Source organism: Rhizobium sp. Root274, from assembly GCF_001429245.1.
Classification (GTDB): domain Bacteria; phylum Pseudomonadota; class Alphaproteobacteria; order Rhizobiales; family Rhizobiaceae; genus Allorhizobium.
On sequence record NZ_LMJE01000007.1, the window covers coordinates 108,432 to 132,307 of the forward strand.

At 61.3% G+C, this 23,876-nt stretch carries 22 protein-coding genes; 7 read left to right on the forward strand and 15 right to left on the reverse strand.

Annotation, left to right across the window (positions count from 1 at the left end; genetic code table 11):
- Window positions 1-31: 31 nt before the first annotated feature.
- Entirely contained in the window at window positions 32-856 is an 825-nt protein-coding gene (locus ASE36_RS09515; RefSeq protein WP_062278605.1) for an inositol monophosphatase family protein, read from the reverse strand.
- Between the two features lie 175 nt (window positions 857-1,031).
- On the opposite strand from ASE36_RS09515, the gene ASE36_RS09520 reads away from it, so the two are divergent.
- On the forward strand, window positions 1,032-1,649 hold the full coding sequence (locus ASE36_RS09520) for a thioesterase domain-containing protein (protein WP_062278607.1): 618 nt from the start codon (window positions 1,032-1,034) through the stop codon (window positions 1,647-1,649).
- A 12-nt stretch (window positions 1,650-1,661) separates the two neighbouring features.
- On the opposite strand, the gene ASE36_RS09525 is transcribed toward ASE36_RS09520, so the two are convergent.
- The 5 genes from ASE36_RS09525 to rpsD all read right to left on the reverse strand — a co-directional run bounded on the left by ASE36_RS09525 (window position 1,662) and on the right by rpsD (window position 6,210).
- Window positions 1,662-2,243 carry a protein-S-isoprenylcysteine O-methyltransferase gene (locus tag ASE36_RS09525; RefSeq protein WP_062278610.1) on the reverse strand — a complete coding sequence of 194 codons (582 nt, stop codon included), beginning with the start codon at window positions 2,241-2,243 and terminating at the stop codon, window positions 1,662-1,664.
- Window positions 2,240-3,445, reverse strand: coding sequence for a hypothetical protein (locus ASE36_RS09530; protein WP_062278612.1), 1,206 nt, complete (start codon window positions 3,443-3,445; stop codon window positions 2,240-2,242). Before ASE36_RS09530 ends, ASE36_RS09525 begins: the two co-directional genes overlap by 4 nt.
- A gap of 180 nt (window positions 3,446-3,625) precedes the next feature.
- Window positions 3,626-4,513 (reverse strand): tRNA 2-thiocytidine(32) synthetase TtcA, encoded by an 888-nt coding sequence (gene ttcA, locus ASE36_RS09535; protein WP_062278614.1) that lies wholly within the window; start codon window positions 4,511-4,513, stop codon window positions 3,626-3,628.
- A gap of 44 nt (window positions 4,514-4,557) precedes the next feature.
- Complete coding sequence (locus ASE36_RS09540) at window positions 4,558-5,484, reverse strand: glutaminase (protein WP_062278616.1); 927 nt, start codon at window positions 5,482-5,484, stop codon at window positions 4,558-4,560.
- 108 nt (window positions 5,485-5,592) lie between these two features.
- Complete coding sequence (gene rpsD / locus ASE36_RS09545; RefSeq protein WP_062278618.1) at window positions 5,593-6,210, reverse strand: 30S ribosomal protein S4; 618 nt, start codon at window positions 6,208-6,210, stop codon at window positions 5,593-5,595.
- A 335-nt stretch (window positions 6,211-6,545) separates the two neighbouring features.
- On the opposite strand from rpsD, the gene ASE36_RS09550 reads away from it, so the two are divergent.
- The 3 genes from ASE36_RS09550 to pepT all read left to right on the forward strand — a co-directional run bounded on the left by ASE36_RS09550 (window position 6,546) and on the right by pepT (window position 9,776).
- Complete coding sequence (locus ASE36_RS09550; protein WP_062278621.1) at window positions 6,546-7,544, forward strand: TerC family protein; 999 nt, start codon at window positions 6,546-6,548, stop codon at window positions 7,542-7,544.
- Between the two features lie 151 nt (window positions 7,545-7,695).
- The gene (locus ASE36_RS09555) at window positions 7,696-8,544 is read left to right on the forward strand and encodes a D-alanyl-D-alanine carboxypeptidase family protein (RefSeq protein ID WP_062278623.1); all 849 of its coding nucleotides are present in this window, start codon (window positions 7,696-7,698) and stop codon (window positions 8,542-8,544) included.
- Entirely contained in the window at window positions 8,541-9,776 is a 1,236-nt protein-coding gene (pepT, locus tag ASE36_RS09560) for a peptidase T (protein ID WP_062278625.1), read from the forward strand. Before ASE36_RS09555 ends, pepT begins: the two co-directional genes overlap by 4 nt.
- A gap of 28 nt (window positions 9,777-9,804) precedes the next feature.
- On the opposite strand, the gene ASE36_RS09565 is transcribed toward pepT, so the two are convergent.
- The 7 genes from ASE36_RS09565 to ASE36_RS09595 all read right to left on the reverse strand — a co-directional run bounded on the left by ASE36_RS09565 (window position 9,805) and on the right by ASE36_RS09595 (window position 16,472).
- On the reverse strand, window positions 9,805-11,331 hold the full coding sequence (locus ASE36_RS09565; protein WP_062278627.1) for an ATP-binding protein: 1,527 nt from the start codon (window positions 11,329-11,331) through the stop codon (window positions 9,805-9,807).
- Window positions 11,332-11,598: 267 nt separating this feature from the next.
- Window positions 11,599-11,835: a hypothetical protein gene (locus tag ASE36_RS09570; protein WP_062278629.1), complete on the reverse strand. Its 237-nt coding sequence runs from the start codon at window positions 11,833-11,835 to the stop codon at window positions 11,599-11,601.
- Window positions 11,836-12,250: 415 nt separating this feature from the next.
- A complete protein-coding gene (locus ASE36_RS09575) occupies window positions 12,251-13,531 on the reverse strand; it encodes a hemolysin family protein (protein WP_062278631.1) in 1,281 nt (426 codons plus the stop codon).
- Window positions 13,532-13,645: 114 nt separating this feature from the next.
- A complete protein-coding gene (gene murI, locus ASE36_RS09580; RefSeq protein ID WP_062278633.1) occupies window positions 13,646-14,476 on the reverse strand; it encodes a glutamate racemase in 831 nt (276 codons plus the stop codon).
- Entirely contained in the window at window positions 14,454-15,290 is an 837-nt protein-coding gene (locus tag ASE36_RS09585; RefSeq protein ID WP_062278635.1) for an RNA methyltransferase, read from the reverse strand. The genes murI and ASE36_RS09585 overlap by 23 nt, the downstream gene beginning before the upstream one ends.
- Window positions 15,291-15,357: 67 nt before the next feature.
- Window positions 15,358-15,933, reverse strand: a complete 576-nt coding sequence (locus ASE36_RS09590; RefSeq protein ID WP_062278637.1) for a hypothetical protein — start codon at window positions 15,931-15,933, stop codon at window positions 15,358-15,360.
- 8 nt (window positions 15,934-15,941) lie between these two features.
- Complete coding sequence (locus ASE36_RS09595; RefSeq protein ID WP_156378620.1) at window positions 15,942-16,472, reverse strand: hypothetical protein; 531 nt, start codon at window positions 16,470-16,472, stop codon at window positions 15,942-15,944.
- Window positions 16,473-16,757: 285 nt separating this feature from the next.
- Between ASE36_RS09595 and ASE36_RS09600 the strand changes: the two genes are divergently transcribed.
- Window positions 16,758-17,972 (forward strand): NADP-dependent isocitrate dehydrogenase, encoded by a 1,215-nt coding sequence (locus ASE36_RS09600; RefSeq protein WP_062278640.1) that lies wholly within the window; start codon window positions 16,758-16,760, stop codon window positions 17,970-17,972.
- A 53-nt stretch (window positions 17,973-18,025) separates the two neighbouring features.
- Here the strand turns inward: ASE36_RS09600 and ASE36_RS09605 are convergent, their stop codons facing one another.
- Entirely contained in the window at window positions 18,026-18,547 is a 522-nt protein-coding gene (locus tag ASE36_RS09605; RefSeq protein ID WP_062278642.1) for a hypothetical protein, read from the reverse strand.
- Window positions 18,548-18,643: 96 nt separating this feature from the next.
- On the opposite strand from ASE36_RS09605, the gene ASE36_RS09610 reads away from it, so the two are divergent.
- Both ASE36_RS09610 and ASE36_RS09615 read left to right on the forward strand, forming a co-directional pair.
- The gene (locus ASE36_RS09610; RefSeq protein ID WP_062278644.1) at window positions 18,644-19,273 is read left to right on the forward strand and encodes a glutathione S-transferase family protein; all 630 of its coding nucleotides are present in this window, start codon (window positions 18,644-18,646) and stop codon (window positions 19,271-19,273) included.
- Between the two features lie 142 nt (window positions 19,274-19,415).
- The gene (locus ASE36_RS09615; RefSeq protein ID WP_062278646.1) at window positions 19,416-21,038 is read left to right on the forward strand and encodes a SulP family inorganic anion transporter; all 1,623 of its coding nucleotides are present in this window, start codon (window positions 19,416-19,418) and stop codon (window positions 21,036-21,038) included.
- 95 nt (window positions 21,039-21,133) lie between these two features.
- Here ASE36_RS09615 and alaS read toward each other — a convergent pair whose 3' ends face one another.
- The gene (gene alaS / locus ASE36_RS09620) at window positions 21,134-23,788 is read right to left on the reverse strand and encodes an alanine--tRNA ligase (RefSeq protein ID WP_062278648.1); all 2,655 of its coding nucleotides are present in this window, start codon (window positions 23,786-23,788) and stop codon (window positions 21,134-21,136) included.
- Window positions 23,789-23,876: the final 88 nt, after the last annotated feature.

The following is a 23,876-nucleotide window of genomic DNA, read 5'->3' on the forward strand; positions in this document are numbered from 1 at the left end:
AGGCCCGGTGATTGCCGGGCCTTGGTCGTTTTCAGACGGTGAAGATGCGTTCGCGCAGTTCCTGCCAGGCATCCGGATCGGCGGCGATCAGCAGACCACCCTCGGTATGGTGCGGCAAATAGGACGAACCGTCAAAGCGTGCCACATGGGCGCCAGCCTCCTGCATCATCAGGGCACCGGCCAGATGATCCCAGGGCATCAGCTTGTTGTACATCGCGAAATCCAGGTGTCCTTGCCCGAGCAGGCGGTATTCATGGGCGGCGCAGCGATAGCTGGTGAAGAGGCGGACATCCGCGAGGTTCGAAAGGATCCGGCGGCGGGTGTCGATGTCGAAGAAGCCGGTATTGGCAGTGCCGATCATCTGTTCGAGCGGACCGCTCGGGCGCACGGACATCTGCTCCTGCGATCCGTCCGGCCGGCAGAGCCAGGCGCCACCACCCTTTTCGACCAGTGCCCAATCATTGCCGATCGGGTCATAGATCACGCCGGCCACGGTTTCGCCTTTCGAGACCACGGCAAGCATCACGCCGAACAGCGTGAGGCCCGAGGCAAAATTGAAGGTGCCGTCGATCGGATCGACGATCACGGCGAGATCGGCATCGGCGATCTTGCTCAAGAGGGCCGGATCAGCGGCCACCGACTCCTCTCCGACGAAGAGCGCATCCGGGAGAAGCGCCGATACGCCCTTGCGGATCAGCCGTTCAGCCGCCTCATCGGCCTCGGTCACGAGATCGATGGCCTCCGTCTTCATCCGGACATCGCCTTCGCCCAGATTGCGGAAGCGCGGCAGGATCTCCTCGACGGCCGCCTCCTCAAGCAGATTGGCTAAGGCGGCAATATCGATCGTAGCAGTCATGAATTCTCTCCAATCCGGCAGCTCAAGCCCGCCGTTTTCCTGCACTGTCCCACCCCGGATCTTCTAGCCGCAAGGCTGCAGTAAAGTACAGCGGGAAAGGCCGGCGGCGCAGTTGCCTGCGGTCGGGAAAAGTGCATGATTTCGAAAACACGTGTCAGTCGGAGCATACCTTCCCATGATGTCCAGGCGTTCACTGCTGGCGGCCGCGTCGGCACTTTTCATCACGTCCTTCCTGCCGGCGGAAGCGGCACCGAAAGGAAAGCCGAAGCTGAGGACGGGCCAGGTTTACCTGATCCGGGGCTTCGCCAACGTGTTTTCGACCGGTCTCGACACGCTCGGCAAGCAACTGGCCGCTGATGGCGTCAAGGCGGAAGTCCTGTCGCTCCCCAATGCCGATTTCTTCGCCCGCCGCATCGCCGAGAAATATCGAGCCTCCAAGGATGCCCGCCCGATCGTGCTTGTCGGCCACTCGCTCGGCGCGGACATGACCTTTACGCTCGCACGTGCGCTAGAGCCGATGAAGATACCGGTGGCGCTAATCATCAGCTTTGACCCGACCGGCAAGGGCCCGGTTCCGAAGAACGTGAAGAAAGCACTGAATTTCTATACCGGCGGCGATAATCTCTGGTCACCGGTCACCCCGATGCCGGGCTTCAAGGGCGACCTTGCCAATATCAACCTGCGCCAGGGCGACACGGCCATCAAGGGCATCGGCCATTTCAACATCGACAAGAACCCCGGCCTGCACGAGCGCGCCATCAACGAGATCATGAAGGCCCTTCGCGCCCGCTGACCCCGGGCGGCCTCAGAAAACGCCAGGGATCAGTCGCTTCGTGCGTTCGCAATAGGCCTCGTATTCAGTCCCGAAGGTCTGGCGCATCATCGCCTCCTCGCGCGACTGCCGCACGGCATAAAGGGCTAGAACCGCAGCGAGACCTGATAACCCGGCGATCCAGTTCGGGATCAGCAGCGCTTGGGTGAGCCCCCACAGGATGAAGGAGGCGTACATCGGGTGGCGCATATGAGCATAAACGCCCCGCGTCACCAGTTGATGCCCCTCGCGCACTTCCAGCGTGACCGACCAGTTCCGACCCAGATCCTTGTGGCTTCGACGAAAGAGCCAAAGGAAGACGAGGCCCGTCAGCAGACCAAGCGCGAGAATGACGGCAGGCTGGCCGCGATTGGCAAAGCCTGAGAATAGTCCCAGCCGCCAGGCGATCGGCATGACCACCAGCCCGATGACGCAGAGCGTGAGGAGCGAGATGTCGAGTGTGGTGCGATTGTCGACGCGTGTCTTCTGCCGCCGAGCACGGCGCATCGCAGGATAGCGCATCGCGCACCAGACGAGCAGCATCAGAGCCCAGCTTATGAAGGAAATGCGTGTCATGCCTCGACCTTTGTCTGTTGCGCCTCGACCGCCAACACCGGCAGATGTCCCGGCCGCACCTCTTCCAGCCGCCGAGTCCCGCAGCAGATCAGGAAGAAGTCATAGAAGTAGCGCCGGCTATTCGCCGAAATGAATTGATAGTGGACGCGGAAGAAGTTCCGTTTGATCCGCTTGTAGCTCTCCTTGACCAGCATGTCGCGGAACCGCACCTGAAACATGCGCGGGAAAAGATCGGCGCGTTGATGAGTGAGCCCGGCCAGCTGATACGGATCGCATTTGTAGAAATTGATGATGTCGGTCAGCGCCTGGAATTCCGTCCAGCGCAGGCCTGGATAGGCGGCGAGGCCTTCAAGCCGACTGCGCGCGCGCTTTGCCGCCGGATGAAGGCAAACCTTGAGCGATGTCGATCCGACGGTGAGCAGGGTGAAATCAACCGGACGCCCCTCGCCCCTCAGACGCTCTGCCAGCAGATGCGCCACATCCAGGATCAGCGCCCCGCCGGTTGAATGACCGACCAGCAGCACCTCGTCATAGGCTCTCTCCTTCAGTCGTGTCTCGATCAGCCGCGACCACGCGTCGAGCCGCTGATCCATATCCGGGCGGCGGCAACGCAGATGCTCGCGGCTGAACGACCAGAGGTCCATCAGATGGAAGACGAAGTAGCGCCGCCCGATGCTGCGGCCAACGGCATAGGCGGCGACCATACCGAGAAGGACGCCGAGGATGCCGCTGCCCCAAAAACCCGTGACAGAAACCAACCGATAGACCAGATATCCGATGCCGGCAAAGGCCAAGAGCGCAACGGCCGGATAGAGGAAGTAGAGGGCAAAGCGCCAGTTGGTCTGGAAGAAACGGAACATGGTGCCGCTGGCGATATAGTCCATGAAAGAGACCAGATAGACCCAAAGCCGCTGCGCAAAAGCGCGTGCTCCATCCCGTTTTACCAAGTCGTCAAAGCTCAAAAATGTGAGGTCGGTGGTGCAGTCGCCGTCGCTTCCCTGATAGGTCACTCGTGCGGTGGCTGCGATCCCGTCGGGCGCCTGCTGCGGTTCCTCCATGCGCGCGACGATCCCCCAGCACGCGCTGAACCTGGCCATCTCGCGACCGATTCGGCGAAAGAAGCCTGCCGAATCGTTGCGCTCATAACCGCCGACGAGAAAGACGGCACGCCGCGCGACCGACGCCTGAGAACCCTCAGTCATCCATACTCCCACACTTGTTCTTCCACCCGGTTAGCACCGCCGAACCGGCCCCTCGGCACTTTCTAAAGTGCAACAGCGCTTAAGGACAGTCCGCAATGCGCCTAATGCCGGGGATATTGTGCAGGAGCGCAGGTAATTATGCAGGGCACGCAGCCGCCAGTGCTCGAAAGCGAACCGCGTTCACGCCTGCGGGCTCGCCACCAGTCCGGCGAAATCGAAAAGCTTGGGATCAAGCAGGTGCGAGGGATCGACATGCGCAAGCGCCCGCAGCATCGCATCCTTGCGGCCCGGCATCTTGGCTTCGATGCCCGCCAGCATCTCCTTCATCGCATTGCGCTGCAGCCCATCCTGGGAACCACAGAGATCACAGGGGATGATCGGAAAGGCCATGGCCTCGGCGAACTTCACCATGTCGTCTTCCGCCGCATAAGCAAGCGGCCGCAGGACAAAGAGGTCCTTCTCGTCGTTCAAGAGCTTGGCCGGCATGGCCGAAAGCCGGCCGCCATGGAAGAAGTTCATGAAGAAGGTTTCGAGAATATCTTCCCGATGATGGCCGAGAACCAGGGCGTCACACCCCTCCTCCCGCGCGATACGGTAGAGATTGCCGCGACGCAGCCGCGAACAGAGCGAGCAATAGGTACCGCCGCTCGGCACCTTTTCCTTCACGATCGAATAGGTGTCACGATACTCGATCCGATGTTTGACCCCGATCGACGCCAGATAATCCGGCAGCACATGTTTGGGGAAGTTCGGCTGTCCCTGGTCGAGATTGCAGGCAATGATTTCGACGGGCAGCAGGCCGCGCCATTGCAGATCGAGCAGGATGGCGAGCAGGCCGTAGCTGTCCTTGCCGCCCGAAAGCCCAACCAGCCAGCGTTTCTGGCCCTTCAGCATGTCGAAGTCCGAGATCGCCTGGCGCACCTGCCGGATCAGCCGCTTGCGCAACTTGTTGAAGGAGACGGAGCGCGGCGCCTGGGCAAAGACCGGGTGTACGGTCGCCAGGTCGAGATCGTCCTCGGCGTCCAATGCTGCGGCACTCTTGCTGTCGATCGTATTGACGAGGTTCATCTACGGCTCCATTCGCCTTGCAATGCCCTTTGCCGCCGCGAAGATCAAGCCCCGAACACAGACCAGCCCGTGCGCGTTGCGAGCATTTCGAGCGCTGCCGAGCCGAGGGCGGAATTGCCGACCTTGTTGAGCCCCGGCGACCAGACAGCGATCGACGCCTTGCCCGGAGCAACCGCAAGGATGCCGCCGCCGACACCGGATTTGCCCGGCAGACCAACCTGATAGGCAAAATCGCCGGAACCGTCGTAATGGCCACACATCAGCATCAGCGCATTGATGCGCCGCGCGCGCTTTGGAGAGACGACTGAAAAGCCCGTGAGCGGATTGGTGCCGCGATTGGCGAGAAACAGGCCGGCATGGGAGAGCTGCACGCAGGAGAGCGCCAGCGCGCATTGGTGAAAATAGACACCGAGCGTGTGTTCGACCGGATGGTCGAGATTGCCGAAGCCGCGCATGAAATTGGCAAGCGCGAAATTGCGGTAGCCGGTGCGTTGCTCGGATTGCGCCACCTTCTCGTCGATCGACAGCGTTTCGTCATCGGCGAGATAGCGCATGAAGCGCAGATATTCGCCAATCGCCTCGCGTGGCTTGTGACCGGCCAAGACCATGTCGGAAATGACGATGGCGCCCGCATTGATGAAGGGATTGCGCGGGATGCCGTGCTCGTGCTCAAGCTGGACGATGGAGTTGAACGAGGACCCCGAAGGCTCCCGACCCACCCGTTTCCAGATCGCCTCGCCTGCCTTACCGAGCGCAAGCGTCAGCATGAAGACCTTGGAAATGCTCTGGATGGAAAACGCAGCATGCGCGTCGCCAGCCTTGTAGGTATGGCCTTCCACAGTGGTGATGGCGATACCGAACTGCTTCGGATCCACCCGGGCGAGTTCCGGGATATAGTCTGCGACCTTGCCTTCGCCCAGGCGCGGCTGAAGCACTTCCACGATCTCGTCGATGACCTGCTGCAGATCCATCTCTCGCCCCTTACCCGATGACGCGCCATCTTCCCCAGGACGCGCTGCACTGCAAACAGAAAAAGCCGCCCCGAAGGGCGGCTTTCCACAAATCCGTCTCGCTTAAGATTAGCGCGAGTAGAATTCGACGACCAGGTTCGGTTCCATGATGACTGCGTACGGAACGTCCGACAGGGTCGGAACGCGCACGAAGGTTGCAACCATCTTGTTGTGGTCGGCATCGATGTAGTCAGGAACGTCGCGTTCAGCGAGCGAAACCGATTCCAGAACCGTAACCATCTGCTTCGACTTCTGGCGAACTTCGATCACGTCGCCAGCCTTGCAGCGGTACGAACCGATGTTGACGCGAACGCCGTTGACCGTGACGTGGCCATGGTTGACGAACTGGCGGGCAGCAAAGACCGTCGGTACGAACTTGGCGCGGTAGACGATGGCGTCCAGACGCGACTCAAGCAGGCCGATCAGGTTTTCACCGGTGTCACCCTTGCGACGGTTGGCTTCGTCGTAAGTTGCGCGGAACTGCTTCTCGCGGATGTCGCCGTAGTAGCCCTTGAGCTTCTGCTTGGCGCGCAGCTGCACGCCGAAGTCCGAAAGCTTGCCTTTGCGGCGCTGGCCGTGCTGGCCAGGACCGTATTCGCGGCGGTTCACCGGGGACTTCGGACGGCCCCAGATGTTCTCGCCCATACGGCGATCAATTTTGTACTTGGATGATGCGCGCTTGCTCATCGTATTTCCTTCTCAAGACGTTAGGACGGTTTGTTGCCAAACCGCCTCAAGGAAACACGCCCTCCTCTGAACTTCCTTTTTCGAAGCTCTGACAGGCTTCTCACGTAAGCGTACGGAGAAAACCACGGGACATGTTAAAACAAACACCGGGCGTTGCGGCCCGGCGTTGGGCGGTCATTAGTGGGCGCGGGGGAAAATGTCAACATAGAGACTTGAAACGGGCTGGAACAAAACCATCTTTGGGAAACGCAGCACCGGGCCCCTCTGACGCGAGTGCCGGATTCCCGTGATGTCGGAGCTGCGATCCTCAACTATCCGGCAAGGGAAACCCCGTCGTGGATTTTCTTTGGATTGATTTTCTGGGCAAACCTGCCTGGATGTGGCTCACTTTCGTCGTCGTCGTTCTCTTCCTCCTCGCTCTCGATCTCGGGGTTCTTCACAAAGACAGCCGCGAGATCGGTATCAAGGAGAGCTTCGCCCTCTCCGCCTTCTACATCACCCTCGGTCTCGCCTTTGGCGGCTGGCTTTGGTACCAGAGCGGCGAACAGGCCGGTCTTGAATACCTCACCGGTTTCGTGGTCGAGAAAAGCCTCGCGATGGACAATATCTTCGTCATCGCGATGATCTTCAGCTACTTCTCCATTCCCAGAGCATATCAGCATCGCGTGCTGCTCTGGGGCATCCTCGGCGTGATCGTTCTGCGTGGCATCATGATCGCTGCGGGTGCTGCCATCGTCGAGAACTACAGCTGGGTTCTCTATATCTTCGCGGCCTTCCTCATCGGCACCGGCATCAAGATGCTGCTCACCGCTGATAAGGAATATGACGTCTCCTCCAACCCTGTACTGAAATTCCTGCGGCGCAAGCTGCCGGTGACGGACGGTCTGCGCAAGGAGCACTTCTTTGTCCGTGAAGCCGATGAGAAGACCGGCAAGCTGAAGACCTTCATCACGCCGCTCTTTCTGGCGCTGGTGATGGTGGAACTGGCCGACGTCATCTTCGCCGTCGACTCGATCCCGGCGATCTTTGCGATCACCACCGACCCCTATATCGTCTACACCTCGAACATCTTTGCGATCCTCGGCCTGCGCGCCCTCTATTTCGCGCTTTCCGCCCTGATCCACCGCTTTGCTTATCTCAAATACGCGCTGTCGGTCGTGCTGATCTTCATCGGCTCGAAGATCTTCCTGGCCGACATGCTGGGGCTGGCCAAGATCCCGCCTGTGGTCTCGCTGACGGTAACCCTTGGCATCCTCGCCGCCGGCATCCTCGGCTCGCTCTGGGCCACCCGGAACGCGCTCCCTGAAAAGCACGGCACCGGCCAGGAAGGCTGATGACATTGATGAAGGGCGGCTTTCGGGCCGCCCTTTTTTGTTCCGTCGCGGGATTTTGACTGCCCGGAACTTGATCGAGGCTCCCAGACTGCTGACAGGCCACACGAACTCCGCTATCCCGTGGGTCCCGCCATCAACTTGCGTTTCCCCGATGATCCTGCGTTTATCTCGTTTTGGCCTGCTCGCTTTGCTGTGCCTGTCCCTGCCGCTCACCGCCATAAGTGCCCAGGCTGCCACACACGCCAACATCCTCGTGGATGCCGAGACGGGCGAAGTGCTGGAAGCGCTGAACGCCGATGCGCAGACCTATCCGGCGTCACTCACCAAGATGATGACGCTTTATCTCACCTTCGAAGCCCTGCATTCCGGCCGGCTTTCCTGGGATCAACGGCTGGTCATTTCCAAGAATGCCAATGACAAGGAACCCTACAAGTTCGCGATCGGAGCCGGCAATACGATCAGCGTGCGCGAAGCGGTCATGGGCATGGTGGTCCTCTCGACCAATGATGCGGCAACCGCTGTGGCCGAGACACTGGCCGGCTCGGAGGCCGCTTGCGGCGTGGTCATGACGGCAAGGGCGCGTGCGCTCGGCATGAACGACACCGTCTTCACCAACCCGTCCGGCCTGCCCGATCCCGCACAGGTGACCACGGCTACCGACATGGCGCGCCTCGGGCTTGCGCTGATCCGCGACTTTCCCGAGGAGTACAAGCTCTTCGCCTCGCGTGGCATGACCTTCCGGGGCATGAAGTTTCGCGGCCACAATCCGTTTCTCGTCCGCTATCCCGGCGCCGATGGCATCAAGACCGGCTATACCGAGGCTGCCGGTTACAACATCGTGACTTCGGCCACAAATGGCCATCGCCGTCTCGTCGGCGTGGTCCTGGGCGCCCGCAGCAACGACGCCCGCAACACAGAAATCATCGGCCTCTTCGACAAGCATCTCGGTGCGATCCCTGTGAATGCGGGCCAGGCCCAGATGGAAGGAGAGAAACCATGACCGACACCGTCCTCGACCGCTTTCTTCGCTATGTCGTCATCGACACTCAATCCGACCCGACCTCCTCGGCGCAACCATCGACCGAAAAGCAGAAGGATCTCGGCCGCCGCCTCACGTCTGAACTCCTGGCGCTCGGCCTTTCCGACGCGCATCTCGACGAACACGGCAATGTCTATGCGACCATTCCCGCCAACACGACGAAGGATGTGCCGGTCATCTGCTTCTGCTCCCATATGGACACCGCTCCTGATTTCACCGGCACCAATGTCCGCCCTCAGATCCTGAGCAACTACCAGGGCGGCGATATCGCCCTTCCCGGAGACAGCGGCCAGGTGATCCGGGTCGAAGCGCATCCGCAACTGAAGGGCCAGATCGGCAATGACATTGTCACCACCGACGGAACAACGCTTCTCGGTGCCGATGACAAGGCCGGCATCGCCGAAATCATGACCGCAGCAGCCCATCTGCTCGCCAGCCCGGACATCCGCCACGGCACGATTAAGATCCTCTTCACCACCGACGAGGAGATCGGTCGCGGCGCCGACAAGGTAAACCTGGAAAAGCTCGGCGCTCACTTCGCTTACACGCTCGATGGCTCCACCGTCGGCGAGATCGAGAATGAGACCTTCTCCGCCGATGGCGTCACGATCGACATCACGGGCGTTGCCATGCATCCGGGTTACGCCAAGGGCAAGATGGAGAACGCGATCAAGATCGCCAGCGACATCGTCGCCCGCCTGCCGCGCGACATCGCACCGGAAACGACGGATGGTAGAGCAGGCTTCATCCATCCGGTCGATCTGTCCGGCAGCATGGAAAGTGCCCATCTGCAACTCATTATCCGCGACTTCGACGATCAAGGTCTGGCGGAAAAAGAAGCGCTGTTAAAGGCGATCGCCGAAGACGTCTTGTCCGGCTATCCCGGCTCGACCACAACCTTCACCGTCAAGCATCAGTACCGCAACATGAAGCAGGTGCTCGACCGCCACCCGGAGATCATGGACAATCTGGCCGAAGCCGTTCGCCGCGTGGGCCTGGAGCCAGTCCTGCACAGCATCCGCGGCGGCACGGATGGTTCGCGCCTGTCCTTTATGGGGCTGCCCTGCCCCAACATCTATACCGGCGGCCATGCCTATCACTCGCCTCTCGAATGGGTGAGCGTTCAGGACATGGAAAAGGCCGTGGAGACGATCGTGGCTCTGGTGCAGGTCTGGGAGGAACGGGCAGCGTAAGAAAGACGAGAACAGACTGCTGCCGAGTTTACTCGGCGGCTGACTGCGAAGGCGCCTCGGCATCCACCTGATTGGGATCCCCGGGCCGCGTCTCTGCTTCGAGATCCGGAAAGGCGACGATGCGCTTGCCGGAGAAATCGGTGTGCACGACGACCAGGCCCTGCTCCTCAAAATAGCCGAGCAGGCGACGGGCACGCCGGGCGGAATGCGTGCCATAGGCGCGGGCAATGCGCATGTCGGACGGGCATTCCTCGTTTCGCAAGGCTGCCTTGGCCAAGAGCAGGAACACGCCCTGCAGATCATCGGAGACCCGCACGGACAGCGACAAGGCCGTTTGCCAGCCTTCGCTCGCCGCCGTTTCCTCGTCGACGCCAGCGCGGGCGACCGCAACGCGTCGGCGGAACTCACCCATTGGCATCGGCGGGCCGGAGACGCGGCGCATCCGGGCGCGCACCAGGAATTCCTGGTAGAGCACGCTGTCGGTCCGATAAGCGGCCTGAGGATCGGCCAGGATTTCTGCCAGCACGGCCGACAGCCGCTCCTCGCGTTCCTCCACCGACAGCTCCGCATGGCGGGACGGCATCGAAACGTCAGCGCTGACAGGTGCGTCGGAAGCCGGCGTAGAGCGGGACAGTTCAGCGAGAATGTCGGTCGTCGGACGCGGGGCCGGTGGCGCACGGCGCACGATTGGCCGGGTGAATTCTTCCGGATCCGGCGTGAAAATCAGGTCCTCGACATCCTGTGGCGCATCCGGCAGCGGCATCAGGAGCGGCGAGGAAGACCGCGCGGATGTCTCGACGGTGCCGATGACGATCGGCAACGGGCGGCGTGACAAAGCCGGCCCGAGAGCCACGAAATTGCCGCGCTGCAGGTCGCGGAACATTTCGGCCTGGCGTCGGTCCATGCCCAAAAGATCGGCGGCGCGCGCCATGTCGATGTCGAGAAAGGTACGGCCCATCAGGAAGTTGGACGCTTCGGCGGCGACGTTCTTGGCAAGCTTTGCGAGCCGCTGCGTGGCGATGACACCGGCAAGTCCGCGCTTGCGCCCACGGCACATCAGGTTCGTCATCGCACCGAGCGAGACTTTGCGCGCGTCTTCCGAAACGTCGCCGCCGACAGCAGGCGCAAACATCTGCGCTTCGTCGACGACAACGAGCACGGGATACCAGAATTCGCGATCGGCATCGAAGAGGCCGTTGAGGAAGGCGCCAGCCGCGCGCATCTGCTGCTCGACATCCAGTCCTTCGAGTGTGAGGACACAGGACACTCGATGGCGGCGAATACGGTCCGCAATGCCGATCAGTTCCGCCTCGGTCCGTTCGCCGTCGACGACAACATGGCCGTATTTATCCGACAGCGTGACGAAGTCGCCCTCTGGATCGATGATGACCTGCTGCACCCAGGGCGCAGACTGTTCGAGCAGGCGCCGCAACAGATGCGACTTGCCCGACCCCGAATTGCCCTGCACGAGCAGGCGCGTGGCGAGAAGCTCCTCGATATCGAGCTTGGCAGGCTGACCGCCCTGCACCGTTCCCATATCGATCCCGACTTTCAACTGCACAGACTCCTGAATGCTTGGAATGCCCTGACTGCATTGACCAGACGTCTCTAACAGACTTGCACCCGCACGTCCGAACGCGCTGCGCGAAACCCACAGGCAATACGGCGGCGGTTGCCGAAAATCGGCACGTCCGCAGACGATCTGTATGACGATTCGCTGGTGTTTTCTGTCTAGCAGTCATTGCTGGTCATCACCAAGACGATGCGCGGCAACAGACCCATGGCAATCCGGCCCCCCGATGTGGGAGCCGGATTGCAAGGATCAGACACGGAGATCCCAAAGCGACAGTCGCGAAGGCAGGCGCCGGTCTCCATCGACCGGCAGACCGATGTCTTCCCGCATGCGGTCCGAGAGACCCAAGGCCAGGTTCCGGCGTTGCTGCTGACGCCAGGCAGCCGAGAGAACGGCAAGTGCAATGCGCCAGGCCCCGAACCGCTCGACCAGATCCTGTATTTTGTCTTTGAGGGAAATCTCAACCAGTGATTGTTCATCGCGCATGATTGCTCCGCCCCGGAACGCGCCAGCGACCGGGTCCTTTCGGTGATGAAAAGCGACGCGGATCGAACCTGAAGACACGACAAGGCGTGCGAGAGGCCATTCACGTCAGAAGGATGAAATGCCTAAAAAGGCCGGAAACTGACCGAAGAGACGATCAGCGGGTGGTTCGCACGCAGCCGAGGGAAGCTGGATTATATGCGAACACCGATCCGCCAGAAAGGCGCATGTACGTCGAAGTATGAGTCATCTGTCGCCTCCTGTTGCTTGAGTTGCGGATGAAGGGAACATGCCATGCAGAATCACGGTCTGCAACCCCGCAATTCGAGATTGCAAAACTTCGATGCCTCCGTTGCATAGATGCAACATAGTGTCGCAGGGGAAGGAAGACCGAGGGAGAATTAGGCGGCGCTAGCGCCTAGTCCTGATGGCGCGAGACCAGCAGCTTGTCGATTCGCCTACCATCAAGGTCTACGACTTCAAACCGCCAGCCACCCTTGACGAAGCTTTCGCCAAGCTCGGGAATCCGCTTCATCTCGTCGAGCACGAAACCGGCGACGGTGGTGTAGTCCAGATCAGGATCGACAGGAACGCGGATGACCTCGACGAATTCATCGATCGGTGTCCAGCCGGCAACCAGGTAGGATCCGTCCTCGCGCTGGAACATCGCCTGTTCCTCACCCTCGTCCTGCTGGAAGGCGCCGGTGATTGCCTCCAGGATATCGCCGGACGTGACGATCCCTTCGAAGTGCCCGTATTCGTCATAGACAAGCACCATATGCAGCGGCGTCCGACGCAGCGCCTCGATGATGTCGGTCGCCTTGGACAGGTCCGAGACCACGGGCACATCCGTGACCAGGCTTGCGAGGTCGCTGGCGCTTCCCATGGCGAGCCGCTCGTAAAGCGTCTTGGCCAGCAGCACGCCGATGATTTCGTCGGAATCGCCCCGGCGCACGGGGATGCGCGAGTGCGGGCTGTCACGCAGCACCTCGCGCACCTCGTCGATCGTATCCTCGACATCGAGAATGAGGACGTCGCGGCGCGGCGTCATCAACCCGCGTGCCGTCCGATCGGCAAGGCGCATGACACCCGACAGCATCGCCGATTCTCCCGCCTCGATCACACCCGCGCTATGGGCCTCGGCCAGCACCGAGCGGATTTCCTCATCGGTCACCTTGCCGCCGCCATCACCGCTCTGCCCAAGCAGAGACAGGACCAGCTTTCCCGAACCGTCGAGCAGCCAGACCAGCGGAGCCGCGACCTTGGACAGTATAGACATGGCTGGCGCCATACGGGCGGCGACGCCCTCGGCATTGCGCAGCGCCACCTGTTTGGGCACGAGTTCACCGACGATCAGCGAGAGATAGGTGATCAGCACGACCACGGAACCGACGCCCAGCGCGTCCGCTACCGTTTCAGACAGACCCTGCGCGATAAGCCATGATGATAGCCGCGCGCCAAGTGTGGCGCCGGAAAATGCACCGGACAGCACACCGACCAAGGTGATGCCGATCTGCACGGTGGACAGGAAGCGACCGGGATCGGAAGCGAGGCGAAGAGCGATCTGTGCCCCGCGGCTGCCCTGCTCTGCCAGAATCTTCAAGCGTGCCGGGCGGGCGGAAACGACGGCCAGTTCCGACATGGCGAGGATACCGTTCAGCACGGTCAGGAAAAGGACGATTGAAATTTCGATAAACAAAACGCTGAGCAAGGCTCCTCTACACCGACACGACCGCCGGCCAATGGTCTCCCGTACCTAGCACGCCACGCCACGCCGACAAAGCCGAAAGCCTCGAAAACCGGGATGAGGCGTTCAGGCCCACGCCATAACAGGCTCTTCGGCGACGGCAAGCCCCATGCCCTGCATCAGCCGGCGGGTGGAGAAATCCTGGCGGCCGGAGGTGAAGACCGCAAAGTCGAACCCCTCGGGATGCTCCGCCCCCTCGACCAGCGGTACGAGCCGGCGTGCCTGACGGGCAATGGCTTCCGCCGGATCGAGCCAGTCCACCGGCCAGGGTGCCAGCCGTCGAAAGACATTGGCGAGGAAGGGGTAATGCGTACAGGCAAGCACGACGATATCGGTGCGCGCCTCGTCCTTCTCGACAAAGCAGGGCGCGATTTCAGCCAGTACGGCCGCATCGTCCATCGCTTCGCCCCGGATATAGGCCTCTGCCATGCGCGCGAGGTTTTCCGACCCGACAAGACGCACATGGCATTGCGAGGCAAAGGACTGGATGAGATCTCGGGTATAGGCGCGCTTGACGGTCCCCGGTGTCGCCAGCACCGAGACGAGCCCCGAGCGCGTACGCTCGGCGGCAGGTTTGATGGCTGGAACCGTCCCGATGAACCGCATCGCGGGAAAGGCTTCGCGCAGTTCAGCACCCGCCAGCGTGAAGGCGGTGTTGCAGGCGACGATCACCGCTTCCGGATCATAACGTTTAAGAAGACCGTCAAAGAGCGCGATGATCCGCGCCTTGAGCGGCCCCTCTTCCCAACCGCCATAGGGAAAGCCGGCATCGTCGGCCACATAGATGAAGCCGCGCTCAGGCATCAGCAGCCGCGCCTCGCGCAGCACGGTGAGGCCGCCAATGCCCGAATCGAAAACCAGAATGGGCTTCAGATCATTCGCCGCTGGCATCGCCATCTGTGTTTGTGTCCTCATCGCCGCGCACAGGAACCGCCGGAGCTCGCTGACCTCGCCGGGAGAAACGGTCGAGAGACGAAATCACGCCTCGCACCACATGGATCTCCGGCGTGGTGAAAGCACGCCGGCTGAGCACCGCCCTCAGATTCTCCACCATCCTGGCTTTTTTATGCGGTGGGTGAAAATAACCACGCGCATCGAGCGCCTCCTCGACGTGATCGAACAGGCCGACCAGCTCGTCCTTGGTCGCCATCGGTTGCTCGGGCGCATCGAAAGGCACGGCATGCACATCGTTCAAGCTGGACTTCATCCACTCGTAGGACATCAACAGCACCGCCTGTGCAATATTGAGCGAGGCGAAGGCAGGATTGACCGGGAAGGTGACGATTTCGTCGGCGAGCGCGACATCCTCGTTCGAAAGGCCGGATTTCTCGCGGCCGAACAGGATGCCGGTCTTTTCCCCGGCCTTGAATTTGTGGCGCAGGGTTTCGGCAGCCGTCACGGGGGAGCGCACCGGCTTGAAGCCGTCGCGGGACCGCGCGGTGGTCGCGTAGACGAAATTCAGGTCGGCGATCGCCTCTTCGAGGGTGTCGTAGACGACGGCCCCGTCGATGACGTGATCGGCCTTTGAAGCGGCAGCACGCGCCTTGTCAGACGGCCAGCCGTCGCGCGGCTTGACGAGACGCAGTTCGACCAGGCCGAAATTCGCCATCGCGCGCGCCACCCTGCCGATGTTTTCGCCGAGTTGCGGCTCCACCAGAATGATCGCCGGCCCTTCGGCCAGCATAATGCGCTCGCTGTTCGTTCCCGCCATGATCCGCCCTTCTTGAAACAATCCGGGCTCCCATTCGCACAAATTGACGGCGCCTGAAAGGGGCCGGTTACTGCTTCGGCCAGGATCCCGTCACGAGAAAGTCGAGATAGGCATGGGTCAGCGCCGCGTATTCGGCTTTCACCGACGTGTCGAGCTTGTCGGCGCCATAGTCGTGGTTCCAGAAGTTGTCGATGACATAGCGGCCGTTCTGCTCGATCACATGAAAGATGGTCATCGGCTCCTTCAGGTTCGGCGGATTGCCGAAACAGGAACTGGCGTCGAAATAGACGGCGACAGGCGTGACCGCGCCGATGGCCGGGCGGGTCTCAAAGCGAACATCCTTGAGCGGGCAGGAATCCTGACCTCCGATTACCACGTCATAACCCGTCATATAGCCCTGGCCGTCCTGGAGCTCGTCCACCTTCTGTGCAAGCCGGTAAACCTCGACGAAGCTTGCGCTGTAGATCGATCCGAGAAGGTTCTCGTCGAAATAATCCTGGGCGTCCACGGCGGGCTGCCCCTCGCCTTGCCACCCGGCAACCGCCATCACGGTCCTGACCGGATCAACGGGGTCCGCGGAGAAGGCGGGCGGGGCCAGAAGCACTGATGCAAGGGTTACGATAAGCGGGAAGAACTTTGTCATGGCCGACCTCACTCGCCGCCCTGCGCCTTCAGGTCCTGCTTGATCGAATTGCCGGAATTGCCGTCCACCACCGGATAGATGTCATCAATGACGGCATGACCCTTCTCGGTGACGACGTGGAAGATCAGTACGGTGTCGGGTGCGTCGGTCGTTTCCGAATAACAGCTGCGGTTGTTGAACAGCGCGGTGACCTGACCGTCCCCATCGTCTTCGATGCGGATGTTCTTGAAGGGGCAACCGTCCTGACCCTGAGCGATCGGATCATAGTCGAAGGGAAAGCCGGTCGTCTCTCCTTCCGGCAGGTCGAAGGGCGGGTTTTTCGAGGCCGCGTGGAAAGCAGCAGCAAAATCCGCGCTGAAAACGCGCTTAAGGCGCTCCTCGCTGAAGACCTTCTCTTCGCTGCCACTCGATCCTTCTTCCCAGTTGCGCGCCGTCGCCTCGACGATTTCCCGCACCGGCGCGGTGAGATCGGCCGCAAGCGCGCAAGTGCCCGGTGCCATCGTCGAAAGCAAGACCAGACCGGCCCTCAGCATCTTCATGGAAATCCCTTTCATCATATTTTCCTGTCCAGCTTTGCTGCGAAACGGAGACCAAGGCTCGAAGCGCCGCACAGGCATTGCGTCTAGTCCTAGCGCAAGTCAGCGTCCACGACCGCGTCCAAGTTTGGGAGAATTCCGGCTTTCTAAGCCCAAAGTCGCGGGCGCAGAATCTGCCCTAAAACCCCCGGGACTGTTTGCCTTCAGATGAGAGAATGTTATAGGCAGCCATTGGCGCAGCGCCCCTCCCCTTGGCCTGCGCGTCAGGCAAAACCCGTGAGGATATTCATGACCAAGATCAAGGTAGCCAACCCGGTCGTCGATCTCGATGGCGACGAGATGACCCGCATCATCTGGCAGTTCATCAAGGAAAAGCTGATCCTGCCCTATCTCGATCTCGACATCGAATATTACGACCTTTCGGTCGAGAACCGCGACGCCACCAACGACCAGGTAACCGTCGACGCCGCCCACGCCATCAAGAAGCACGGCGTTGGCATCAAATGCGCAACGATCACCCCGGACGAAGCCCGCGTGAAGGAATTCAACCTCAAGGAAATGTGGAAGAGCCCGAACGGCACCATCCGCAACATCCTCGGCGGCGTCATCTTCCGCGAGCCGATCATCTGCAAGAACGTGCCGCGCCTCGTTCCCGGCTGGACCAAGCCGATCGTTGTCGGCCGTCACGCCTTCGGCGACCAGTACAAGGCGACCGACTTCAAATTCCCCGGCAAGGGCAAGCTGACCATCAAGTTCGTCGGCGAAGACGGCGAAGTGATCGAGAAGGAAGTCTATAACGCACCGGGCGCAGGCGTAGCACTTGCCATGTACAACCTCGACGAATCGATCCGCGAATTCGCCCGCGCTTCGATGATGTACGGCCTGATGCGCAAGTGGCCGGTCTACCTGTCGACGAAGAACACCATCCTCAAGGCCTATGACGGCCGCTTCAAGGACATCTTCGAAGAAGTCTACCAGAACGAATTCAAGGCGAAGTTCGACGAAGTCGGCATCGTCTACGAACACCGCCTGATCGACGACATGGTCGCTTCCGCTCTTAAGTGGTCCGGCGGTTATGTCTGGGCCTGCAAGAACTACGATGGCGACGTCCAGTCCGACACCGTTGCGCAAGGCTTCGGTTCGCTCGGCCTGATGACTTCGGTTCTCCTGTCGCCCGATGGCCGTACGGTCGAAGCCGAAGCGGCGCACGGCACGGTCACGCGTCACTATCGCCAGCACCAGAAGGGTCAGGAAACCTCGACCAACTCGATCGCTTCGATCTTTGCCTGGACGCGTGGCCTCGCCCACCGCGCCAAGCTCGATGACAATGCGGAACTCGCGCGTTTCGCAACGACGCTGGAAAAGGTCTGCATCGACACCGTTGAAGCCGGTTACATGACCAAGGACCTCGCACTCCTTATCGGTCCGGACCAGCCGTGGCTCTCTACCACCGCCTTCCTCGACAAGGTGGACGAAAACCTGAAGAAGGCCATGGCCGCCTGATCGGCGATCAGCCCTGTCTTATAAGAAACCCGGCCAGCAATGGCCGGGTTTTTTCATGCCTCGCCGACATCAGCTGAAACCGATTCGCCGTCCAGGTCTTCGGCATCGACCCGGGCAAATCGTTCACGGATCTGGTTTGCCAGCCGCACGCTCGAAACGCTGAGACCGCTCACGACCACATCGGCAACATGCTCCACCTCCGGCGCTTCCTCGTCGAGGTAGCGGAACCGCATGAAGGTGCGCCGACCATCGCGCCGCTGCTCGAACTCGATGATGGTTTCCCAAGGGATCCGGGTGTCGCTGCGAAAATCGACGATCTCCTCGTCGTTCAGCTCCAGCGCCGGCTTCAATGCCTTGACGATCCGTCTGAAGCTTCGGTGCAATCCCAGAAAACTGAGCGCCAGGAGCGCGATGTAGAAGAAGCTGGTGAAGGAGCCGAAGCCGCCACCCAGCACCTGCGCCAGAACGCCGCCGAAGGCGACGGCAAAGACGATCGTCAGCAGGGTGACACCGAGGAGCGGCACGGCACGCGCCGGATAGGCGACGATAAGGAAAGGTCTGTTGTCTTTGGCCATGGGAAAACTGTAATCAAAAAGGCGGAGGCTGGACACCCGGTGGCAAACGTCCCAAGCGCCATCTCCGGGGATAACATTCGCTTACGGGAGGAAACCATGCCGGATCTGCATTTTTACACCCACCCCATGTCGCGCGGGCGTATCGCGCGCTGGATGCTGGAGGAGCTGGGTCAACCCTACGAGACTGAAATCGTCACCTTCGGCCCACAGATGAAGGCGGAAGCCTATCGACGGATCAATCCGATGGGCAAGGTGCCGGCCATCCGCCACGGCGACACTGTCGTCACCGAATGCGCGGCCATTTGCGCCTATCTCGCCGATGCCTTTCCCGCAGCCGGCCTTGCGCCCGAACTCAACAGACGCGGCGATTATTACCGCTGGATGTTCTTTGCGGCCGGCCCCTTGGAGGCTGCCGTGACCAACCGGAGCCTGAATGTCGAAGTGCCACTGGAGCGCAAGGGCATGGTCGGCTACGGCTCCTTCGAGACGGTCATGGATACGCTCGAGAAGGCACTGTCGGGTCGAGAATTTGTCACCGGTGATCGCTTCTCCGCTGCCGATGTTTATGTCGGCGCCCATATCGGCTGGGGACTGCAATTCGGCTCGATCGAGAAACGCCCCGCCTTCGAGGCCTATTTCGCTGCTTTGTCCGCCCGGTCAGCCTATCAGCGGGCGCGCGCGCTTGATGATGCCGCAGCGGCGGAACTGCAGAAGCCGACAGCGTAGACAGCTCCGCGAAGGCACAAGGCCATGAGTTCGGCCGGCAGATGAATCCGGCGATTGCAAAGCGGGCCGGACTCGGTGTCCTATGGGATCAGATGCTCTGAGCCCAGGGAGCGCGCATGCCAGACGTCATGTGTGACACGGAATGAAGGAAGACCTTCTCCCGAAAACCATCAGCGTTTTTCGCGAGGGTTATGATGCCGCAAGGCTGAAGGCGGACGCCTTGGCGGGCCTGACGGTTGCCATCGTCGCTCTTCCCCTGTCCATGGCGATTGCGATCGCCTCCGGCGTCACACCCGACCGCGGCCTCTACACCGCCATCGTCGGCGGCTTCATCGTTTCGGCACTTGGCGGCAGCCGCCACCAGATCGGCGGCCCGGCCGGCGCCTTCATTGTACTGGTGGCAGCCACCGTCAGCCGCCACGACATCGACGGCCTGTTGCTGGCCACAGCAATGGCAGGCCTCATGCTGCTTACGGCCGGCCTTTTGCGGCTCGGAGATTATATCAAGTTCATCCCCTATCCCGTCACCATCGGCTTCACCGCCGGCATCGCGGTGATCATCTTTGCAAGCCAGATTGGCGAGCTTCTCGGGCTCGCTTTTCCGGCAGGCGAACCTGGGCCGCTGATCGACAAGATCCCGGCCATCGCAGCCGCTCTGCCCGAGTTCTCTCCATCCGCAGCCGCGATAGCGGTTCTGACGGTGGCGATCATCCTCCTCATTCGCCGCTTACGGCCAACATGGCCCGGATTGCTGATCGCCGTTTTCACTGCCTCGGTGGCAGCCGCCCTGCTTTCGCTGCCTGTCTCGACGATCGGCTCGAAGTTCGGCGGCATTCCGTCAGGCCTGCCGCTACCGAGCCTGCCGCATATCTCAACCGACCTCACCCTCGCCGTCCTGCCCGACGCCATCGCCTTCGCGCTGCTCGGTGCGATCGAATCGCTGCTGTCGGCGGTTGTCGCGGACGGCATGACCGGACGCCGGCATCGCTCGAATACCGAACTGGTGGCACAGGGCATCGCCAATATCGGCTCTGCGCTCTTTGGCGGCATCTGCGTTACGGGCACCATCGCCCGCACCGCAACCAATGTCCGGGCCGGTGCCACAAGCCCCGTTTCCGGCATGCTGCATTCCCTCTTCATGCTGGCCTTCATGCTGGTCGCGGCCCCGCTTGCCGCCTATATCCCACTGTCGAGCCTGGCCGGCGTTCTCGCGGTCGTCTCCTGGAACATGGTGGAGCGCTCGGCGATCCTCACCTTGATCCGCTCCTCGCGCGGCGAAACACTGGTACTGGCAGTCACATTTCTGCTGGTGATCTTCCGCGACCTGACCGAGGGTATTCTCGTCGGCGTCTCGCTCGCGGCCCTGCAGTTCATCCACCACATGTCGAAGGGTCTGCGGGTGACCACTCAACCGGAGGAACTGCCGCTCGACAACAGCGATGCCCGCACAGTTATCTACCGCCTGGACGGCGCCTTTTTCTTCGGCGCGGTCGCGACCGCAAGCACGGTGCTTGATCGCATCGGGGACGACCACCGCAACCTCGTGCTGGATTGCACCGGGATCCAGTTCATCGACACGTCGGGTGCCAATCTCCTGGCAGGCGTGATCCGCAAGGCGCAACACGGTGGCGTGAAGGTATACGTCGTCAGTGACCGCCCGGACGTCCGCTTGATGCTCTGCCATCACGAACTGCACATGCAGGACATCGTCTTCACGTCGACACTCAGCCAGGCCCAGTGGGCAATCCGCGGCAACAGGATCTGAGGCGTGCAGAGACGAAGCACTCAATCGCGCTTCACCTGAAACGGCAAAGGCCGGCGAAGAACGCCGGCCTTTGATGAATGTGAGATTTGATCCCGTTACAGCGCCGCTTCGACCGCCGCGATCGCGGCTTCCGCTTGGGCGCCGTCCGGTCCACCCGCCTGGGCCATGTCCGGTCGCCCACCGCCGCCCTTGCCGCCGAGAGCAGCCGAAGCGACACGCACGAGATCAACAGCGCTGAGGCGCGCGGTAAGATCGGGCGAGACGGACACGACGGCACTGGCCTTGCCGTCTTCCGAAACGGCAATCAGCAGCACAACAACCGATTCCAGGCCGGACTTGGCTTCGTCGGCCATGCCCTTCAGGTCCTTGGCATCGACGCCCTCAACGACGCGGCCGATGAAGTTGACGCCATTGACGACCTTCGGTGCTTCGGCGCTGCCGGCACCGCCGCCACCCATGGCGAGCTTGCGCTTGGCGTCCGCCAGTTCCTTTTCAAGCTTGCGGCGCTCCTCGACGAGCGCCTCGACGCGGGCAACCACATCGGCCGGCTGAACCTTGAGAGAGGCGGCAAGCGCCTTCATGCGCTCGTCCTGCTCGGCGAGGTAGGCGCGAGCGGCATCGCCGGTCAGCGCTTCGATACGGCGCACGCCCGCACCGACAGCACTTTCACCGATCAACCGCACCAGACCAATATCGCCGGTGGCGTTCACATGCGTGCCGCCGCAGAGTTCGGTCGAATAGGACTTGCCTGTCTTGTCGCCGCGCAGCGCCGTCCCCATCGAGACAACGCGCACTTCGTCACCATATTTTTCCCCGAACAGCGCCATGGCGCCCTCAGCGATTGCATCGTCGACCGCCATCAGGCGCGTGGTAACCGGCGAATTCTGTAGAACGATTTCGTTCGCCATCTCTTCGACCACCTTCAACTCCTCGGCCGAGATCGGCTTCGGATGGGAGATGTCGAAACGCAGGCGCTCGGGCGCCACCAAAGAACCCTTCTGCGCCACATGAGTGCCGAGGATTTCGCGCAAAGCCTCATGTAGCAAATGGGTGGCGGAGTGGTTGGAGCGCAGACGCTGACGGCGCGCGTGGTCGACGTTGAGCACGACCGGCTCGCCCGCCCGCACGACGCCGTTGCGGACCGTCGCGACATGCACGAAAACGCCCTCACCCTTCTTCAGGGTGTCGGTCACTTCCAGGGCAAAACCTTCGCCGATGATTTCGCCGGTGTCGCCCATCTGGCCGCCGGACTCACCGTAAAACGGCGTCTGGTTGACGACGATCTGCACCTGGTCCCCAGCAGCCGCCTGTTCGGCGATCTTGCCCTCTGCAACCACCGCAAGGATCTGGGCTTCTGCCGTTTCGGCGGAATAACCGAGGAACTCGGTCGCTCCGAACTTTTCCTTGAGCTCGAACCAGACAGTCTCCGTCGCCTTGTCGCCCGAACCGGCCCAGTGAGACCTGGCTTCGGCCTTCTGCCGCTGCATGGCATCGTTGAAACCGGTGAGGTCGACACCGATGCCACGGTTACGCAGCGCATCCTGGGTCAGGTCGAGCGGGAAGCCATAGGTATCGTAGAGCTTAAATGCGGTCTCGCCGTCGAGGCTGTCGCCCTTGTCGAGACTCGATGTCGCTTCGGAGAGCAGCGTCAGACCGCGCTCCAGCGTCTTGCGGAAGCGGCTCTCTTCCAGCTTCAGCGTCTCGGAAATCAGCGATTCTGCGCGCACGAGCTCCGGATAGGCGCGGCCCATCTGCTGCACCAGCACCGGCAGCAGCTTGTAGATGATTGGATCCTTCGCCCCGAGAAGCTGCGCATGGCGCATGGCACGGCGCATGATGCGGCGGAGCACGTAACCACGGCCCTCATTCGACGGAAGGACGCCATCGGCAATCAGGAAGGCGGAGGAGCGGAGATGATCGGCGATGACGCGGTGGCTGGCGCGTCGCTCGCCTTCTGCCTTGACGCCGGTCAGCTCGACGGAGGCTTCGATCAGGGCACGGAAAAGGTCGATATCATAATTGTCGTGCTGCCCCTGCAGAACGGCAGCGACACGCTCCAGACCCATACCGGTATCGATTGACGGACGCGGGAGATCGACGCGCTGCTCCTTGGTGATCTGCTCGTATTGCATGAAGACGAGGTTCCAGATCTCGATGAAACGGTCGCCGTCCTCTTCCGGCGAACCCGGAGGACCGCCCCAGATGTGATCGCCGTGATCGTAGAAGATTTCGGAACAGGGCCCGCAAGGACCAGTGTCACCCATGGCCCAGAAATTATCGCTTGTGGGGATGCGGATGATCTTGTCATCGCTGAGGCCGGCAATCTTCTTCCACAAGCCGTGCGCCTCGTCATCGGTGTGGTAGACGGTGACCAGCAGTCGATTGCGGTCGAGCCCGAATTCCTTGGTGATCAGGTTCCAGGCAAGCTCGATCGCGCGTTCCTTGAAATAGTCGCCGAAGGAGAAATTCCCCAGCATTTCAAAGAAGGTATGGTGGCGCGCGGTATAGCCGACATTATCGAGGTCGTTATGCTTGCCGCCGGCGCGCACACATTTCTGCGCGGTCGCAGCCGTCGTGTATGGGCGCTGTTCGAGGCCGGTGAAGACATTCTTGAACTGCACCATGCCGGCATTGGTGAACATCAGCGTCGGGTCGTTGCGCGGCACCAGCGGGCTGGAGGAAACGACCTCGTGACCGTTCGTCTTGAAGTAGTCGAGGAAAGTCGACCGGATGTCGTTTACACCGCTCATGTCACGCCCTTCATTCGGGCCGGAAGTCCGGCCAAATCGCAAAATTAATGGCTTTTATCGCCCGGCATGGCCCCTGTCCAGCGGCGTA